The organism is Pseudonocardia sp. D17 (assembly GCF_036984265.1).
GTDB lineage: Bacteria > Actinomycetota > Actinomycetes > Mycobacteriales > Pseudonocardiaceae > Pseudonocardia > Pseudonocardia benzenivorans.
In genome coordinates, this window is sequence record NZ_BPRG01000234.1 from 168,219 (window position 1) to 184,653 (window position 16,435).

General features: G+C 74.6%; 16 protein-coding genes. 7 read left to right on the top strand and 9 right to left on the bottom strand.

Annotation, left to right across the window (positions count from 1 at the left end; translation table 11 throughout):
- Positions 1 to 5 precede the first annotated feature (5 nt).
- Positions 6 to 1,175, bottom strand: a complete 1,170-nt coding sequence (locus PSD17_RS32565) for an MFS transporter (protein ID WP_339126094.1) — start codon at positions 1,173 to 1,175, stop codon at positions 6 to 8.
- Between the two features lie 53 nt (positions 1,176 to 1,228).
- Here PSD17_RS32565 and PSD17_RS32570 point away from each other — a divergent pair, with 53 nt between their 5' ends.
- Positions 1,229 to 1,999: an AraC family transcriptional regulator gene (locus tag PSD17_RS32570; protein ID WP_339126095.1), complete on the top strand. Its 771-nt coding sequence runs from the start codon at positions 1,229 to 1,231 to the stop codon at positions 1,997 to 1,999.
- On the opposite strand, the gene PSD17_RS32575 is transcribed toward PSD17_RS32570, so the two are convergent.
- Positions 1,996 to 2,820 carry a class II aldolase/adducin family protein gene (locus PSD17_RS32575; protein WP_339126096.1) on the bottom strand — a complete coding sequence of 275 codons (825 nt, stop codon included), beginning with the start codon at positions 2,818 to 2,820 and terminating at the stop codon, positions 1,996 to 1,998. The two genes, PSD17_RS32570 and PSD17_RS32575, sit on opposite strands and share 4 nt — an antisense overlap.
- Before the next feature lie 211 nt (positions 2,821 to 3,031).
- On the opposite strand from PSD17_RS32575, the gene PSD17_RS32580 reads away from it, so the two are divergent.
- Positions 3,032 to 3,766: a DUF899 domain-containing protein gene (locus PSD17_RS32580; protein ID WP_339126097.1), complete on the top strand. Its 735-nt coding sequence runs from the start codon at positions 3,032 to 3,034 to the stop codon at positions 3,764 to 3,766.
- A 39-nt stretch (positions 3,767 to 3,805) separates the two neighbouring features.
- On the top strand, positions 3,806 to 4,741 hold the full coding sequence (locus tag PSD17_RS32585; RefSeq protein WP_103382308.1) for an RNA polymerase subunit sigma-70: 936 nt from the start codon (positions 3,806 to 3,808) through the stop codon (positions 4,739 to 4,741).
- Here PSD17_RS32585 and PSD17_RS32590 read toward each other — a convergent pair.
- The 4 genes from PSD17_RS32590 to PSD17_RS32605 form a co-directional block, all read right to left on the bottom strand.
- Positions 4,703 to 5,587 (bottom strand): hypothetical protein, encoded by an 885-nt coding sequence (locus tag PSD17_RS32590; protein ID WP_013674081.1) that lies wholly within the window; start codon positions 5,585 to 5,587, stop codon positions 4,703 to 4,705. The genes PSD17_RS32585 and PSD17_RS32590 overlap by 39 nt on opposite strands.
- Positions 5,580 to 7,346, bottom strand: a complete 1,767-nt coding sequence (locus tag PSD17_RS32595) for a choline/carnitine O-acyltransferase (RefSeq protein WP_339126098.1) — start codon at positions 7,344 to 7,346, stop codon at positions 5,580 to 5,582. Before PSD17_RS32595 ends, PSD17_RS32590 begins: the two co-directional genes overlap by 8 nt.
- 2 nt (positions 7,347 to 7,348) lie before the next feature.
- The gene (locus PSD17_RS32600; protein WP_339126099.1) at positions 7,349 to 8,212 is read right to left on the bottom strand and encodes a HalD/BesD family halogenase; all 864 of its coding nucleotides are present in this window, start codon (positions 8,210 to 8,212) and stop codon (positions 7,349 to 7,351) included.
- Between the two features lie 196 nt (positions 8,213 to 8,408).
- Positions 8,409 to 8,594, bottom strand: coding sequence for a hypothetical protein (locus tag PSD17_RS32605; protein ID WP_013674078.1), 186 nt, complete (start codon positions 8,592 to 8,594; stop codon positions 8,409 to 8,411).
- A 123-nt stretch (positions 8,595 to 8,717) separates the two neighbouring features.
- On the opposite strand from PSD17_RS32605, the gene PSD17_RS32610 reads away from it, so the two are divergent.
- Together PSD17_RS32610 and PSD17_RS32615 are read left to right on the top strand one after the other, a co-directional pair.
- Positions 8,718 to 9,707, top strand: a complete 990-nt coding sequence (locus tag PSD17_RS32610; protein WP_132975354.1) for a DUF6925 family protein — start codon at positions 8,718 to 8,720, stop codon at positions 9,705 to 9,707.
- A gap of 366 nt (positions 9,708 to 10,073) precedes the next feature.
- Positions 10,074 to 10,862 (top strand): hypothetical protein, encoded by a 789-nt coding sequence (locus PSD17_RS32615; protein WP_339126100.1) that lies wholly within the window; start codon positions 10,074 to 10,076, stop codon positions 10,860 to 10,862.
- A gap of 144 nt (positions 10,863 to 11,006) precedes the next feature.
- Here the strand turns inward: PSD17_RS32615 and PSD17_RS32620 are convergent, their stop codons facing one another.
- Positions 11,007 to 11,843, bottom strand: a complete 837-nt coding sequence (locus PSD17_RS32620; protein WP_339126101.1) for an Fpg/Nei family DNA glycosylase — start codon at positions 11,841 to 11,843, stop codon at positions 11,007 to 11,009.
- 3 nt (positions 11,844 to 11,846) lie between these two features.
- Positions 11,847 to 12,320 carry a ribose-5-phosphate isomerase gene (locus tag PSD17_RS32625; protein ID WP_013674074.1) on the bottom strand — a complete coding sequence of 158 codons (474 nt, stop codon included), beginning with the start codon at positions 12,318 to 12,320 and terminating at the stop codon, positions 11,847 to 11,849.
- Positions 12,321 to 12,336: 16 nt separating this feature from the next.
- Between PSD17_RS32625 and PSD17_RS32630 the strand changes: the two genes are divergently transcribed.
- Positions 12,337 to 13,005 (top strand): DUF429 domain-containing protein, encoded by a 669-nt coding sequence (locus PSD17_RS32630; protein WP_013674073.1) that lies wholly within the window; start codon positions 12,337 to 12,339, stop codon positions 13,003 to 13,005.
- A 121-nt stretch (positions 13,006 to 13,126) separates the two neighbouring features.
- On the opposite strand, the gene PSD17_RS32635 is transcribed toward PSD17_RS32630, so the two are convergent.
- On the bottom strand, positions 13,127 to 13,669 hold the full coding sequence (locus tag PSD17_RS32635; protein ID WP_013674072.1) for a DUF937 domain-containing protein: 543 nt from the start codon (positions 13,667 to 13,669) through the stop codon (positions 13,127 to 13,129).
- Positions 13,670 to 14,025: 356 nt separating this feature from the next.
- Between PSD17_RS32635 and PSD17_RS32640 the strand changes: the two genes are divergently transcribed.
- Positions 14,026 to 15,852 carry a hypothetical protein gene (locus tag PSD17_RS32640; protein ID WP_339126102.1) on the top strand — a complete coding sequence of 609 codons (1,827 nt, stop codon included), beginning with the start codon at positions 14,026 to 14,028 and terminating at the stop codon, positions 15,850 to 15,852.
- The last annotated feature ends 583 nt before the right edge of the window (positions 15,853 to 16,435 follow it).

Here is a 16,435-nt window from a genome sequence, read left to right on the forward strand (position 1 = left end):
ATGCGCTACTGAGGGTCGGGCTCCCGCAGGAACGCCGACAGGACGACCGCCACGACGGGGACGACCGCGAGCACCACCAGCACCCCGCGGGGCCCGTGCGCGTCCGCGACGAGGCCCAGCAGGGGCAGCACCAGGCCACCCGCGCTGACCGCGAGCCCGAGGGTGACGCCCGCGGCCGTGCCCGGGCGCGTCGGGAGGTAGTCCTGGCCGAGCTTGACCAGCACCGCGAACGGGATGTTGGTGACCAGCCCGACGAGCAGCGCCAGCGGCAGGGCCGCGAACTCGTTGTCGCACAACAGCATCGCGACGAGCGCGGGGACCAGCAGCGCGTTGCCGAGCCGGACGGTGCGGACCATGCCGATCCGGTCGGCGATCCGGCCTCCGCCGAGTGTCCCGAGGACGCCCCCGGCCAGCTGCAGCGTCAGCGCGACACCACCGAGCAGGCTCGTCGCCCCGAGGTCGCGGATCCAGTAGAGCGCGATGAACGTGTTGACCCCGAAGGACACGGTCGACCGGACGACCTCGACGGCGGTCAGCGTCGCGAAGAGCCGGGGCCGGTCGACGCCGGGTCGGCGGACCGAGGCCGACGTGGCGGGGAGGGTGCGGCGCTGGTGGCGCAGCAGCACGAACCCCATGAGCACGGCGGGTGGGACGAACAGTGCCGTGGCCCCGACACCGAAGGCGTCGAGAGCCGGCGTCGCCAGGGCGGGAGCGACGAAGAACCCGACGCTGCCGCCCGCCGCGAAGTAGCTCATCGCGGTCGCGCTGCCCCCGGCGGCCCGCCGCGCGTCGCGGCCGGCGGGCGGATGGAACATCGCGACGCCCAGGCCGGAGACCAGCAGCGACACGAACATGAGCGGGTAGGCCGGGACGAGCCCGGCGACACCCGCGCCGATCCCGGCCAGGCTGATCCCGAGCGGGGACATCCACGGCAGCCTGCGGCGGTCGGCGAGCACGCCGACGGCGATCTGCGGCAGCGCGCTGCCCAGCGTCGCCGCGAGCGCGAGCCCGGACGCGCCGAGGTAGCCGATGTCACGCTGCAGCACGAAGTACGGCACGGCGGCGGGCACGAGGCCCTGGTAGAAGTCGTCGACGGCGTGCGCGGCGGCCCACACCCGCATGCGCCGCCAGTGCGACGCCGGTGCGGCGACGGCGGTGGTCTCGAACGTGCTCACCGCTCCACGATCATCGTCGCGACGCCGACGGGCTTCCGATAATCTGCCGTTCGATGTCGGACATCCGCCACATGCCGGAGGCGCCCACCCACTCCGCGGCACACGAGGCCGGGGACGTGATCGACCGGCACCGCCACGACGACCACCAGCTGATCTACCTGAGCACCGGCGTACTCGCGATCCGCACCGCGCGCGGCGACTGGGTGGCCTCCAGCGACCGCGCGGTCTGGGTGCCGGCGGGGGTCTGGCACGAGCACCGGTTCTACGGGCGCGCGTCGTTCCACACGGTCGGCTTCCCGGTCGCGACCACACCGCTCACCGGGAACTCGCCGACCGTCGTCGCCGTCGACGGCCTGCTGCGCGAGCTGATCGTCGCGTGCACCGAGGACGGGCTCCCCGCCGCGGAGTCGGCGCGCATCCGGGCCGTGCTCGGCGACCGGCTGCGCCGTGCCTCGGTCCAGCCGCTGCGGCTGCCGACCGCTCGCGATCCCCGGCTGGCCGACGCCTGCCGCATCGTCGAGGACGACCTGCGCACGCCACGCTCGCTGGCGGAGCTGGCGCGGGCCGTCGGGGCGGGCGAACGGACGCTGACCCGGCTGTACCGCACCGAGTTCGGCATGACCTACCCGCAGTGGCGCACCCGGGTCCGGGTCTTCCACGCGATGATCCGGCTCGCCGAGGGCGCGACCGTCACCGAGACCGCGCACCTCTGCGGATGGGCGACGACGAGCGCGTTCGTCGACACCTTCGCGCGCACGATGGGCCACACCCCCGGCACGCACCGGTCCGCCGCGGCGGACCGGTCACCGCACGACGGGCGCTAGTCGAACAGGTCGGGGTCGGTCCGGACGATCTCGTCCCACAGCGGCTGGAAGGAGAACCAGCCCGCGTAGGGGCTACCGGTCTGCTCGCGGGTGAAGCGCGCGTTCTCCGGGTCGATCAGCTTCGGCGTGCCCGCGGCCTCGGCGAGCAGCTGCGCCTGCGCGTTGCGCTCCATCTGCACGAACCACCACGCGGCCTCCGCGACCGTGTCCCCGACGGTGAAGATGCCGTGGTTCTGGTGGATCGCGGCGCGCTTGTCGCCCAGGCCCTTGGCCAGCAGCCTCGCGGCCTCCTCGTCGACGACGACGGCGCCCGCACCGTCGGTGACGACGACGTGGTTCTCGTAGAGCGCGCAGGCGTCCTGCGTGATCGGGTCGAGCACCCGCCCCAGCGACGACCAGGCCTTCCCGTGCACCGCGTGCGCGTGGCACGCCGCGACGACGTCGGGACGCGCCTCGTGGATCGCGGAGTGGATGACGAAGCCCGCCCGGTTGACCGGCCGGGTGCCGTGGTGGATGCGGCCCGTGTGGTCGACGAGCAGCAGGTCCGAGACCCGGACGTGCCGGAACGACATGCCGAACGGGTTGACCCAGAACATGTCCGGGTCCTCGGGGTCGCGCGCGGTGATGTGCCCGGCGACGCCCTCGCCGAAGCCGAACCGGCCGAAGATCCGGCACGCCCCGGCGACCTGCTCCTTGCGGTGCCTGCGCTCCTCCGCGCTGGTCGCGAAGACCGGCGGCCGGGGCAGCGAGATGCCCTGCTGTCCGGGCTCGAAGGCCGTCATCGTGGCGTCGGCGGGGGTCGTGTCAGCGGGCGCAGCCATACGACGACCGTGCGCCGGTTCGCGGCCGAAAGCAAGACGGCGTACGCGCGACGCGGCAGAGCGGGACATGACCGCAGCGGCCCTCAGCGGCGCCCGACGAACGCGCATCGGAGTGCCGCAGCACACCACAGCCGACCGACAGTCCCCGATGAGTCCGGGCCCGCGCCGCAGTCACCACCACAGGACGGACACCCCGACCGAGGGAGAGACGATGGCACTGCCCCGGATCGCGAGCGGCGACGAGTGGCTGGCCGCACGCATCGACCTGCTCGCCGAGGAGAAGGCGCTCACCCGCGCCCGCGACGCGCTGAACACGAAGCGGCGTGAGCTGCCCATGGTCGAGATCGACAAGGACTACCGCTTCACCGGTCCCGAGGGCGAGGTGGGGCTGGCCGACCTGTTCGCGGGCCGCCGCCAGCTCGTGGTCGTGCACTTCATGTTCGACCCGTCGTGGGAGGAGGGCTGCCCCAGCTGCACCGCGGGCGCCGCCGAGCGGTCGCAGGGCCTGCTCGAGCACCTCGCCGTGCGCGACACCTCCCTCGTCCACGTCTCGCGGGCGCCGCTGCCGAAGATCGAGCGGTACAAGGCGAAGATGGGCTGGACGTTCCCCTGGTACTCCTCGTACGGCAGCGACTTCAACCACGACTTCCACGTCACGCTCGACGACGGCGTCCTGCCCGCGGAGTACAACTACCGCCCGGCCGCCGCGTACGGCCCCACGTGGACCGGCGACGCCCAGCCGTTCGAGATGCCGGGGCTGTCCTGCTTCCTGCGCGACGGCGACCGCGTCTTCCACACGTACTCGCAGTACGCGCGGGGCACCGAGTCGACGGGCGGGTCGTACTACTACCTCGACCTCACCGCGCTCGGCCGTCAGGAGGACTGGGAGGAGCCCGCGGGTCGCGCCGACCACGTGCGGTCCAACCAGCCGGACTTCTCGTCGTGACACCGATGAGCACCCCCGCCCCGCGTCGTTGAACCGGACATGGACGAGACCGACCTCGGCGCGCGGATGCAGCAGCACCGCCGCGAGCTCCATGTGCACTGCTACCGGATGCTCGGCTCGTTCGACGACGCCGAGGACCTGGTGCAGGAGACCCTGATGCGGGCGTGGCGGGGGCGCGACTCGTTCGACGACGCGACGAACCTGCGAGCGTGGCTCTACCGGATCGCGACCAACGCGTGCCTCGACGTCCTGCGCCGCAAGGCCCGTCGTCTCCCGAGGACCGACAGCCCCGCGGAGATCCCGTGGCTGCAGCCCTATCCCGACCCGCTGCTCGACGCGGTCGCGCCCACGGCGGAACAGCCCGACGTCCTGGCCGTCGCGCGCGAGACGATCGGGCTCGCGTTTCTCGCGGCGATCCAGCTGCTGCCCGCCCGCCAGCGTGCGGTGCTGGTGCTGCGCGACGTGCTGGAGTGGTCGGCCGCCGAGACCGCGGACCTGCTGGAGATGACGGTCGCCGCCGCCAACAGCGCACTGCAGCGGGCCCGGGCGACACTGCGTGCGCAGCTGCCCGCTCATCACGGCGAGTGGCAGGCACCCGCGCCGACCGACGAGGAACGGGCCCTGCTCGACCGGTTCGTCCGCGCGCACACCACCGGCGACCCGGACGAGCTGGTGGCGTTGGTGCGCGACGACATCCGCGTCACGATGCCGCCCTACCCGATGGAGTTCACCGGGCTGGACGCGCTGCGGCCGCTGTTCGACCGGGCTACGTCGGGCGTCGACGGCGAGTGGCGGCTGCTGCCGACCGCGGCCAACCGGATGCCGGCGGCGGCGAGCTACCTGCGCGCCCCCGGCGCGACGGAGTTCCTGCCCTTCAAGCTCGACGTGCTGCGCATCGTCGACGGGCGGATCGCCGAGATCACGACGTTCGGGCCGTCAGGGTTCGCCGGCCACGGCCTGCCCGCGTCGTTGTGAGCCGGCGCGCACGGCGGCGAGGGCGCCGAACGGCGACGTCGTGCCCGCGGGGCGGCTGACGAAGCAGTCGGCGTGGTACCAGCCGTCGGCCTCGCGGCCGACGGGGTCCAGGCCGCGGGCGGCGACGTCGCGGCACGCCGCGGCTCGTTCCGCGGCGTCGGCGAACCGGCGCTGCCGGCACGCCAGCGCCGGGATCCGTTCGGTGACCAGGCCGAACCCGGCCAGGACGTCCGCGACCGGCGTGTAGTCGAAGACCCGCAGCACGTAGACGACCAGCCGCGTGCGGTCCGGCCGGTCGACCGCGCGCAGGATCCGGGCGAACGTCGTCGCGCCGACGTAGCCCACCCCGCCGGTGCACACGACGACACCGACCCCGCGGAGCGCCGCGGCCAGTGCGGGCGACGGGTCCGCGGTCTCGAGGTCCTCGGCGAACCCCGCGTCGAGCAGGCCGGTCGCCGTCGCGTATCCGACGGCGGGCGCAGACGCGTCCAGCCCGAGGATCCGCAGCTCGCGCCCGGTGTCCGTGAGACGGGCGGCGTAGAAGACGGTGTCGGCGGCGATGACCTCGACCGACGGCAGGGCGGCGCGGCCGGGGTCGGCGTGCCGGGCGGCGAGCTCGTCGTAGGCCGCCGTCGTGCGCAGGAGGGCGGCGTTGATCCCGTAGGAGCAGCACACGTCGAGCACCGTGGGCGAACCGGGCGCCGCCGCCAGGACCGTCTCGACGACGGGCAGCGCGTGCCGCGGCACCTGGTAGCCGAGCGGGGTGAGCGCGCGGAAGTAGGGCCGCGGGTCGGCCGCGGTGTAGATGTCGGTGAAGTCGGCCTTGCCGGAGCCCGCGTCAGCCACGGTCGTCCCCCTCGTCGGCGAGCAGCGACTCCATCTGCGCGACGGCACGCGGCAGTTCCGCGGCGAACGCCGCCATCGTCGCGGCGACGGCCCGCGGGGTGCTCAGGTACAGGTCGAACCGGCTGGGCATCAGCGCGTAGCCGACGCCGATGCACTGCGCGCCCGTCGAGCCGAAACCCCAGAACCGCACGTGCGGCGACGGGACCGAGCTGGTGGAGAGGCGGTCGTCGCGCAGGATCCGCCAGCCCGGGGAGTCGAACAGCGCCGGTGCGGGTTCTCCGCGCCGGGTCGCGATCATCTGCAGCTCCCAGAGGTGCTGCTCGGGGGCCCGCCCCGCCCGGCACTCGCGGACGCGGCGGACGTGGGCGTCGGCGGCGGCGGTCAGGGCGTCGCGACGCGCGACGGCCGGCACCGCCGGGTCGGCCATCGCCGCGGTGAACGCGACGATCTCGGGGGTGACGACCCGCATCGCCTCGGTGCGGCCGTGGCGGAAGTGCCGCGTCGCGATCGACTCGTAGGTGGCGCCGACGCGGCCCGTGGCCCGGTGGTGCGCCACCTGGAAGGCCAGCTGGGCGAACGCGTCCGGCGAGATCCCGAGTGCCTTGGCCCGGTCGCTGCCGAAGTCGATGCGGACGGTGGTCGTCGCGGTGGCCGCGGCGTGGTCGGCGAAGGCCTTGGCGGCGTCGGTGACGGTGGCGCGCAGCCGGTCGTCGAGCACCCAGGGCACGGCGGCGAACTCCGGGACGGTGTCGGCGACCGGCGCCGGGGCGAGCGCCGCACTGCCGGCCAGGACCTCGTCGAGCAGCGCGATCACCGTCGTGCCGTCGAGGTTGCAGTGCTCGCCGTTGTAGCCGGCCGTGCCGTCGCCGAACACGATCAGCGAGACGGCGGTGTCGAACCAACGGTCGGCGCTGTTCCCGGCGAGCAGCGCGTCGCAGGCGGCGAGCGGCGACTCCGGGACCTCGTCCTGCAGGCAGACGCAGAACAGCGCCGACTCGACGATCTCCAGCGCCGCGGCGTTGGCCGGGTCGTGGTCGCGCAGCGCCTCGCGGGCGCGGGCCCAGTCGGCGCGCGCCATCGTCGTCAGCGCTCCTACCCCGTCGCCCGGGCCCGCAGCCGCCTGGACCGCGCGCAGTCCCGCTGCGATCTCCGCCCGGGTGCGCGGGCGCCCGTCGGAGCCGATCACGTCGAGCCTGAACACGTTGCCCCGCAACAGGACGACGACGTGCCGTGCTCGGGAGGGACCGGGGTGGGCGTCGCTGTAGGGGGTGCGCGCCCGGTCCCGGTCGACACCCGGGATGCGCGTCGAGGAGAACAGATGGCGGTGCTGGACCATCGACAGCGGCTCGCCGCCGTGCCGCGCCGGAGGGAGCGTCTCGTCGTCGATCCTCGCCTTGTACCCCAGCACCTGCTCGACGAGCGCCGCCGCCCGGTCGACCTGCCCCAACCGCGAGTCCTCGAACAGGAAGAAGAAGTTCGCGTTGAGGGCGATCCGGTCACGCCTGCCCAGGTAGCGGTCGGCCCAGAACGTGTCGAGCCAGCTCTGCACGCCCGGGAGGGCGTCGTACCGGACGAGCTCGGCGTGCAGGCGCTCACCGGCGCCACCCGGGGCGACGAACGCGGCGACCGCCGCACGGGTGCGGGCCAGTTCGTCGGGGGTGAGCAACGGCGCGCACCAGTCGAGGAACCGCGCGCAGCTCTCGGCGAGCGTCGGCAACGGCACCCGCGCCAGCGCGTCCTCGGCGTCGAAGGTGCGCATCCTCAGTCCAGCAGGCCGTCGACGCGGACGGGGTCCCCGCCGTGCGCCGGGGTGAGCCTGCCGAAGAGCTGACGCGTCCGCGCGGGGCTGCCGACGACGCCGGGCCTGGCGCTGTAGGCGAGGATCGCGGAGTGCCGCTCGCGGGCGCCCTCGACCGTCGTGACCCGGTGCAGCGCGTAGCGGCCCGCGAAGATCTGCAGGTCGCCCGCCCGCAGGGTGGCCCGGCGGACCAGGTGCTCGGCGCGGCCGTCGAGCACCGCGGCCACCTCGGCGAGGTTCTCGTCCCCGCGGGAGCGGATACCGGGGCAGTACTCGAACACGCCGCCCGCCTCGGGTTCCTGGGTGACGACGCTGATCGTGAACTCGTTGGTGTCGAAGTGCCAGGGATGCCCACGCCCCGGCGCGACGACGTTGAGCGTCAGCCCGGCGAGCGGGTCGGCCAGCACGTGCACCCGAGGCGCCCCGACGCATGCCGCGACGAACTCCTGCAGCGCCGTGCTCGTGTAGAGGTGCTGGACGAGCGCGTCGGACCCCAGCAGGTCGCGCGCGACGAACGCGTTGCCGCGGATCATGGTCCGCCGGGCGGGATGGCCCGCGGGCAGCGTCGGGTCGGGGTCGGTGTTGTAGACGTTGACGACGTCGACGTCGCGGTGCGCCCGCGGGGCGACCGCCGCCCCCTCCGCACGCAGCGTCTCGCGCAGCCCCGGCCGGACGAACCCCGCCAGCACGCAGCACCCGTCCGCCGCGAGCTCGCGACGCACCCGGGCGACGATCGCGTCGCGTTCGGGCCCCGGCCGGGCGACGGGATGGGCACCGATGTCGACGACCTGCTCGATCACGTCCCGGTCGTCCAGCGCGCCGAGCATGTGCCCTCCGGTCGGAGCCCCCGGCGCCGCGCCGGGCCGTCCGGGACCGATCGAACCGAGGACCCGGCCCCCGCGCAGGGCGCGGCCGGGACGACGAACCCGTCGTGACGGGAGAAAGTGCAGGTCAACGACGGTATGTGGGGGCGCGGCGCCACTCACCCGTCGCGTAGGTGCGCGACGACCCCGCCGGACGGGGTCAGGCGGCCGATCTGCCCGCGTGGTCCGCGCGGGAGGCGCCGTCCCAGAGCCACTGCTCCGTCATCGCCTCGCCGCACTCGGGGCACGGCACGAGGAACCCCAGCCCGTCGATGCCGGGCAGCTCGGCGTCGACGCCGCAGTCGACGCAGCTCCACCACCCGATCGCGCTCGTTCCGGCATCCATGGGCTCCGATGGTAACTACAGCTGTGTCATTCGGCACCCGGCGCGCCCGACATCCGGGTGGCGTGCCGCCCGACCCCCCTCGCCGTCTTGCCGCGGCACACCCCGGGCTGCGACGCTCTTCCGATGGCAGGCCCGGACGCAGCGGACCCCGTCGCCGATCTCGTGGAGGCCCAGCTCGCGGACGCCGGAGCGACGTGGACGATCGGCGTCACCGGGGCGGTCGCCGAGTTCAGCCGCCGTCCCGGGGAGCCCGCGGCGCGCGGCCCGCGCTGCGTCGTCACGGGCCGCGGCGGCGTGCGGCTCGAGCTGCCGGACACGACCGAGGTCATCGCCTACGAGGTCCCCTCGGGCCCCGACAACCGCTGGAACCACGCCGTCGCCTTCTGCCTCGACGCAGGGGCCGCGCGGATGGCCGCGCGGACCGTCGTGACCCCGCTCGGGCCCGACGAGGAGGCGATCCGCCCGCGCGACCGCGTCGCCGTCCGCTACGACCTCGGCCTGGGCATCCCGACCGTCGACGCCTGCGTCCGCACCGCCGACCCGGCGCTGCGCGAGGCACTCGACGACGCCGCGGGCGAACCGATGTCCGACGAGCTCGTCGCCACGCTGGTCCGGCTCGGCCCGCACCGGGTGTTCGCCGGCAGGTGCGGGCGCGTCGAGGTGTTCGCACCGATCGCGCGCCCCGGCACGCCGACCCCCGACGGCCCGCACACCCATCTGCACGCGGACCGGCTGCGCCCGACCCACACCCACCCGGACGCTGCCCCCATCGGGCCGGACCTGGTCTCCTGCGTCACGCTGCACCCGGCCCACCCGGTCACCGACGCGAACGGGCACGCCGTCGACTTCGACGAGACGCGGCACGCCGCCTTCCAGAAGGTGCTCGACGCGTTCGGCGACCCCGTCGCCGGTGCCCACAAGGCCATGACCATCGCCGCGGTCCGCGCCGGCGTCGGGCCGGACCTGACGATGCTCCCGCGCGACCCCGCCTCGCGCGCGGCCGTGGCGGTGACACTGCGTCAGCTCCTCCACACCGACGGGCCGTCCCCGACCCTCGACGTCTGGCGTACCCGACACCCTCCGGATGCCGGACTCCTGCACCCTGACGGCTGAACATGATCGGCGCGTCGGGACCGCCGCGCCGGATTCGCTAACGAAGCCTTGACCGTCACCGAGTGCATCCGCGGACGGAGAAACCGCAGTTGGGCGACTGCACCCGCGGTGCGCTGGTGGCATCGTGGGTCGCGTCCGTGGCCGGTCCGTCCGCGGGTCGTGTGGCGCCCTCCCTCCACAAGACCCGTGGTCCACGCCGGCGTGCCCGCCGGCGTGGACCGCCGGGCGGGACCGGTCACCCATCGTGCACGCGCGCCGCGCGCGGGGCCTCGGCCCCGGCGCGGCGCCCGGGGGAACGTTCTGCCCGTCTCGTCCGTTCTCCGGACGACTGGTCCTCCGCACGAGGACCCACGACGAGGAGGGCTCATGGGTACGGTCGTGACCGTCATCATCCTGGTGGCGATCGTCGCGGGCGCCTACTGGCTGATCCGGCAGAGGTCCGTCGCGCAGGCGCGTGAGCTCGAGGACTCCAAGGCCGAGGCCCGGCGCTGGGTCGAACGCCTCGGCGGCCAGGTGCTCAATCTCGTCGGCACCGACGAGCCGTCGAGGCAGGCGCTGGCCGACGCGGCCGAGCGGTACAACGCCGCCGGGTCGCAGATGGAGCAGGCCCGCACCGCCGCGCAGTGCCGGCAGGTCACCGAGACCGCCTACGAGGGCCTCTACTACGTCCGTGCCGCGCGCACCGCGATGGGCATGGACCCCGGACCCGAGCTGCCGCCGCTGCCCGGCCAGCACCGGGCAGGCGCGGTGTCGGAGAACCGCGACGTCGAGGTCGAGGGCCACGCCTACAGCGCCTCGCCGAACCCGTCGGATCGCACGCCGCACTACTACCCCGGCGGCAACGTCGCGGGCCGGCCCGTGCCGGCAGGCTGGTACTCCGAGCCCTGGTGGAAGCCGGCGCTCGTGGCCGGCGCCTGGGGCCTCGGATCGATGCTGCTGTTCAGCGCCATGTTCTCCGGGATGTCCGGGGTCGCCTACGCCGACGGGTTCGCCGACGGCATGGCCGCCGACGGCGGCGGCGACTGGGGTGGCGACGGCGGCGACCCCGGGGCCGGCGACTTCGGCGGCGACTTCGGCGGCGACTTCGGCGGCGGCGATTTCGGGGGCGGCGATTTCGGGGGCGGCGACTTCGGCGGCGGGGGTTTCGACTTCTGATCTTGGGGAACATCAGGATCGTGGGGGCAACGGCGCTCCCGCCCCACACACGACCGGACTAGTCCGGATCTCCCGTCGGCCGGCCCGGTGTACGAATCCCGGGCCGGTCGACGCATGTCCGGGCCCCGCGACCGTCCTGCGACGTCAGGCGACGCCCGCGGCCGGCTGGCACGTCGGGCACCAGAAGAGGTTGCGCGCGGCGTGCTCGGCGTGCAGCACGGGTGTCCCGCAGACCAGGCACGGCATGCCCAGACGTCGATAGACGTAGACCTCGCCGCCGTGCCGGTCCTTGCGTCCGGGCTCGCCGCGGCGGCGCGGATCGTGCTCGGGCGCGACGGTGTCGATCCGGCCGCGGCGCACCCCGTCGCGCATGAGCACGACGAGATCGGCCCACATCGCGTCCCAGGTCCCGCGCGGCAGGGCCCGCCCCGGCAGCTGCGGGTCGATCCCGTGCCGGAACAGCAGTTCGGCGCGATAGACGTTGCCGACACCCGCGACGACCTTCTGGTCCATCAGCAGCGTCGCCAGCGGCGACGACGAGCGCCGGATCCGTTCCCAGGCGAGATCGGGGTCGGCGTCGCGGCGCAGCGGATCCGGACCGAGCCGGGCGCGCAGCGCGCGCACCTCGCCGTCGGTGATCAGCTCGCACGCCGTCGGGCCGCGCAGATCGGCGACGTGGGTCGCGCCGACGATGCGCATCCGCACCTGGCCCCGCGGCTCCGGCGGCGCCCCGCCCGGCTCGGGCAGCTCCGTCTCGTCGAACGTGCCGTAGAGGCCGAGGTGCACGTGCACGACCCGGTCACGGCCGTAGCGGTGGAACAGGTGCTTGCCGTGCGCGTCGGCGCGGGTGAGGACCGCACCGTCGAGCAGCGCGGCCGCCTGCTCGAACCGCCCCTGCGGGCTGCTCACCCGCACCGGGGCACGCCCGAACAGTCGGCCGTGCCGCCGCGCCAACCGGTGCAGCGTGTGGCCCTCGGGCACCGGTCAGGCGCCCGGCAGCGGCGGGTAGTCGTGCGACTTCTCGAACTCGGCCAGGATGTCGATCCGGCGCTGGTGGCGCGGCTCGCCGGAGAACGGCGTGCCGACGAACGCGTCGACGATCGCCTTCGCCTCCTCCTCGGAGTGCATCCGCGCGCCGATGCCGACGACGTGCGCGTCGTTGTGCTCGCGCGCCAGCGTCGCCGTCTCGACGTTCCAGGCCAGCGCCGCACGGCAGCCGGGCACCTTGTTGGCCGAGATCTGCTCGCCGTTGCCGGAGCCACCGAGCACGACCCCCAGCGAGCCCTCGTCCGCGACGACCCGGCGCGCCGTCTCCAGACAGAACGCCGGATAGTCGTCCTGGGCGTCGTAGGCCAGTGCCCCGACGTCGACCACCTCGTGGCCGGCGTCCGACAGGTGCTCGACCAGCACGGCCTTGAGCTCGAAACCGGCATGGTCAGATCCGAGATACACGCGCACGGGAGAATCCTGCCGCATGGAGGAGGTCGCCGGTGTCGACGGGGCACCCGCGGGGTGGGTGGTCGCCCGGGTGCGCCCAGGTGCGGTGCGCTGGGACGTCGTTCCCGACGCGGCCGGGGTGCTCGCGGTGACCGCCGGGTGCGCGGCGGTGGGCGTCGACATCCCGCTGGGGGTGCACGCGACCGCCGGGCGCCGCGAGTGCGACGACCTCACCGCCCGCCGGCTCGGGAAGGCCCGCTCGTCGGTCTTCCCGGCGCCGCCGCGCGCGGTGCTCACCGCGCCCGACCATCCGGCGGCCTGCGCGCGCGCCCGCGCCCTCACCGGTAAGGCGATCAGCCTGCAGACCTTCCACATCGCACCGCGCATCCTCGACTGGGACGCGCTCCCGGACCGGCCCGGACACGTCGTCGAGGTGCACCCCGAGCTCTCCCTGCGCACGCTCGCGCCCGACGTCGGGTTCGCGTCGAAGAAGACCGCGCGCGGCGCGGGCCAACGCATCGCGGCGCTGGCCCGGTGGCTCGACCCGGCCGTGGCACTCGCCGACCTGCCGTCGGGCGCCCGGCTCGACGACGTCCTCGACGCGCTGGCCGCCGCGTGGTCGGCGCAACGCTGGGCGTGTGGTGCGGCCGAGGTGCTCGGCTCCGAGCTCGACGACCGCGGCCGCCCGATGTTCGTCGCCGTCTGAGCCGAGCGTCCGGCGCCGCGCCGGTTCGGCGCGGCGCCGACGGTCCGGTGTGGACGGCAGCTGTGAGCGGCGATGGTCCGTTCAGGCGGCCGGGTGGACGTTCCCCGCCGCGGCGACCGCGCTACTGGCGGGTGCCGCCGCCGAGCAGACCACCGAGCAGGTCGCCGAGACCCCCACCGAGCCCGCCACCGCTCGCCTGGCCGCCCCCACCGCCGAGGAGTCCGCCGAGCAGGTCGCCGAGCCCTCCCCCGCCGCCCGCGGCCGTGCCGCCGCCCAGCTTCTTGGCCAGGTAGGACATGACGATCGGCGCCAGCAGCGGCAGCAGCTTGCCGATCAGCCCGCTGCCTCCGGCACCGCCCAGCGAGAGCTGGTTGACCACCTGGTCCTGGTTCGCGCCGAACACGTGGCTCACGATCTTGCGCCCGTCGTCGGTGTCGACCTCGTCGAGGTTCACCCCGCCGTCGATCAGCGAGCTGCTGTGCTGGTCGACCGCCCGGGCGAACGAGGAGGCGCCACCCGGGTCGTCGGTGTTGGCCTGCATGCCGCCGAGGAGCGCGGGCAGCGCCTGCCGGGCGGCCTGCTCGGCCGTGGCCTCGTCGGTCCCCAGCTGGGCCGCGAGGTCGCGCAACGGAATCTGCGAGAGGATCTCGTCCACGGGACTCATGGCGCGAGCCTAGCGTTGATCACGACGTCCGCTCGAACACTGCGAGTACTCGTTCGGCCCCGTCGACTCGGCCGGATGGTCACCCGGTGGTGGGGTTGTTGAGACCAATGTGAGTGGTGTGACTGCAATTCGTGACCGCAGCACCGCCTGTCGGGCTACGGTCCCGATCAACGCCACCAGCCGACGACCCCCTCAGGAGGTCCGCAGGACGGTTCGAGACGACGACGGGGCGGTTCCGCCAAGAACCGCCCCGCCACCCTCATCGCACTCGTCGCCGGGGTCGCACCCCCGGCGTCGACGACGGTCCCGGCGCCAACCGGGACGCACTCCCCTCCGGTCACAAAGGGGTCTTCGCCATGCGCACCATATCCCCCGGGCACCGGCGCACCGCAGCGCCCCACCGTGCCCGGACCACCATCCCGCTCACCGCACTCGCCGCCGCGGCGCTCGTCACCGCCGGGCTGATGCCCGCGGCCGCCACCGACGTGGCCCGGGCGTCCTGCTCGGCCCCCGTCGTCTCCGCGGGCACCGCGGCGGTGCCCTGCGCCGAGGACGGAGGCGGCGTGTCCGCGGGCGCCGGCACCGCCACCGCGCCGGGTGTCGCGGCCTGCCCGGGCGGCGCGCAGGTCACCCGCCCCTACTTCCAGAAGGCCGACTGGCTCTGGGACCCGATCCCCGCCGAGCCGAAGCTCGACCCGCAGTCCGCCAAGATGGCCGGCGCGCTCGCCGGTGGCGACCACATCCTCAACACCGGCGAGTTCGGCGTCACCCTCGTCGACCCCGAGGACATTCCCGCCGACGCCCCGCGATCCGCCGTCCCGCTCTCGGAGAAGGACTGGGGCCCCGACCCCCTCGCGGGCATCACCGTCCCCGTCCCGCCCGACCTGCCGATCCCGCCCGGCTCCGACGGCCACGTCGCCATCGCCGACGCCTCGACCAACACCGTGGTCAACCTGTGGGTGACGAAGAAGTCGGGCAACGGCCTCAAGGCCTCCTGGGGTGCGGCGACCCCCCTCGACGGGGACGGCCGCGAGACCAACGGCAGCTCCACCGGCGCCGGCATCGCCCGCTACGCCGCCGTGGTCCGGGCGCAGGAGATCGCCGACCACGACATCCCGCACGCCCTGTTCTTCTCGACGAACATCGTGAAGCCCAAGGAGGTCCGCTACCCGGCGACCAAGACCGACGGGTCCAACATGGATGGCTCCTCCGCCCCGATTCCCGAGGGCGCCCGCGTCCAGCTCGACCCGAGCGTCGACGTCGACGCGATCCCGGGCATCGGCAAGGGCGAGGCCGCCATCGCCAAGGCGCTGCAGACCTACGGCGCCTACGTCGGCGACAACGGCGGCGCGCGGATGGCGTTCATCGCCGAGTACGCACCCGGCTCCACCGCGTACGAGGACGCCGGGCTGTCCGGCGACTTCGTCGGGCTGAAGGACATCCCCTGGGACAAGCTGCGGGTACTGTCCGACTGGAGCGGCGGGACGCGACCGACGCCCGGCAATGACCCCGCGGATGCGTCCGATGAGGACACGGGTGGCCCGGAGGCCGTGGCCGACCCGCCCGCGACGACGCAGCCTCCACATGCCGCGCCCGGTGGCGTGGCGACGACGGGGGGCACGGCCGCGGCCGCCCCCGCGGAGAACGACGGCCCGGCCGCCGGCGCCTGCGTGCCGGGCAGCGGTGCCGGCGTCGCCCCGCCGACGACTGCCCCGCCCACGACCGCTCCGCCCACGACCGTCCCGCCGACCGCGCTCCCGGGCACGACCGGTGGGGGCACAGCGTCGGCCCCTGCCGACTCCGCGCCGGCCGGCTCCGCTCCCGCGGGTTCCGCGCCCGCGGGTTCCGCGCCCACCGGTTCCGCGCCCGCAGGTTCCGCGCCCACCGGTTCCGCGCCCGTAGGTTCCGCGCCCGTAGGTTCCGCGCCGGCGGGTTCGCCGCCCGCGGGTTCCGCGCCCACCGGTTCCGCGCCCGTAGGTTCCGCGCCCGTAGGTTCCGCGCCCGTAGGTTCCGCGCCGGCGGGTTCGCCGCCCGCGGGTTCCGCATCCGCGGGGTCCGCGCCCGCGGGGTCCACGCCTGTGGGTTCGGGGCTTGCGGTGTCCGATCCGGCAGCCGCCGGGCCCGTAGGTTCCGGGCCGGCGGGTTCGACCGCCCCGGCCGGGTCAGGAGCTCCCGTCGGCTGACCCCCCGGGGTGATCATCGAAAGCGGGACATGGGCGTCGGGGCATGCGCCCATGTCCCGACAACGGCGATCACCCTCCTGCACCGGACGGCGCCGAGACGCTCCTCCGCCGCCCTCCGCGACGCGCCCGCGGCGGCTTCGACCGCCGATCGCCGGCCGGAGCCGCGACCCCGCCTTCTCCGACGTCTGCCACCGGCGGACCGATGCCCGCCCCGGGCCGGGTCCCGACCCGGGGAGACCCCCGCGCGCCGGGCACGGGCCGCGCCACCCCGCCCGTGATCGTCGATTTCGGGACATGAGCGCGTCTCCTTGCGCGCAGGTCTCGCATCTGGCGATCAACCCCGAGGGCAGGCCTCGCCCTCTGATCCGACCGGAACGCAGCGACTCGCACCTCGAACCGGCCAGACCCGCCACCACCATGCCCCACCCCGCCAGCGCGCCCCCGCGGCTGTGATCACCGAGCCGGGGACATGAGCGCGTCAGATTGCGCCCATGTCCCGCATCTGGTGATCACGGTCAGGGCTGTGATCCGGGCAGAGCGCGGCGACTCGCACCTCGAACCGGCCGGGCCCGCCACCAGCCGC

Coding starts and splice junctions, on each gene's coding strand:
- PSD17_RS32610 (WP_132975354.1), top strand. CDS start 8,718: ATGGCAGGCCCGGACGCAGCGGACCCCGTCGCCGATCTCGTGGAGGCC.
- PSD17_RS32575 (WP_339126096.1), bottom strand. CDS start 2,820: ATGGCTGCGCCCGCTGACACGACCCCCGCCGACGCCACGATGACGGCC.
- PSD17_RS32570 (WP_339126095.1), top strand. CDS start 1,229: ATGTCGGACATCCGCCACATGCCGGAGGCGCCCACCCACTCCGCGGCA.
- PSD17_RS32635 (WP_013674072.1), bottom strand. CDS start 13,669: ATGAGTCCCGTGGACGAGATCCTCTCGCAGATTCCGTTGCGCGACCTC.
- PSD17_RS32595 (WP_339126098.1), bottom strand. CDS start 7,346: ATGCGCACCTTCGACGCCGAGGACGCGCTGGCGCGGGTGCCGTTGCCG.
- PSD17_RS32585 (WP_103382308.1), top strand. CDS start 3,806: ATGGACGAGACCGACCTCGGCGCGCGGATGCAGCAGCACCGCCGCGAG.
- PSD17_RS32600 (WP_339126099.1), bottom strand. CDS start 8,212: ATGCTCGGCGCGCTGGACGACCGGGACGTGATCGAGCAGGTCGTCGAC.
- PSD17_RS32580 (WP_339126097.1), top strand. CDS start 3,032: ATGGCACTGCCCCGGATCGCGAGCGGCGACGAGTGGCTGGCCGCACGC.
- PSD17_RS32605 (WP_013674078.1), bottom strand. CDS start 8,594: ATGGATGCCGGAACGAGCGCGATCGGGTGGTGGAGCTGCGTCGACTGC.
- PSD17_RS32630 (WP_013674073.1), top strand. CDS start 12,337: ATGGAGGAGGTCGCCGGTGTCGACGGGGCACCCGCGGGGTGGGTGGTC.
- PSD17_RS32640 (WP_339126102.1), top strand. CDS start 14,026: ATGCGCACCATATCCCCCGGGCACCGGCGCACCGCAGCGCCCCACCGT.
- PSD17_RS32615 (WP_339126100.1), top strand. CDS start 10,074: ATGGGTACGGTCGTGACCGTCATCATCCTGGTGGCGATCGTCGCGGGC.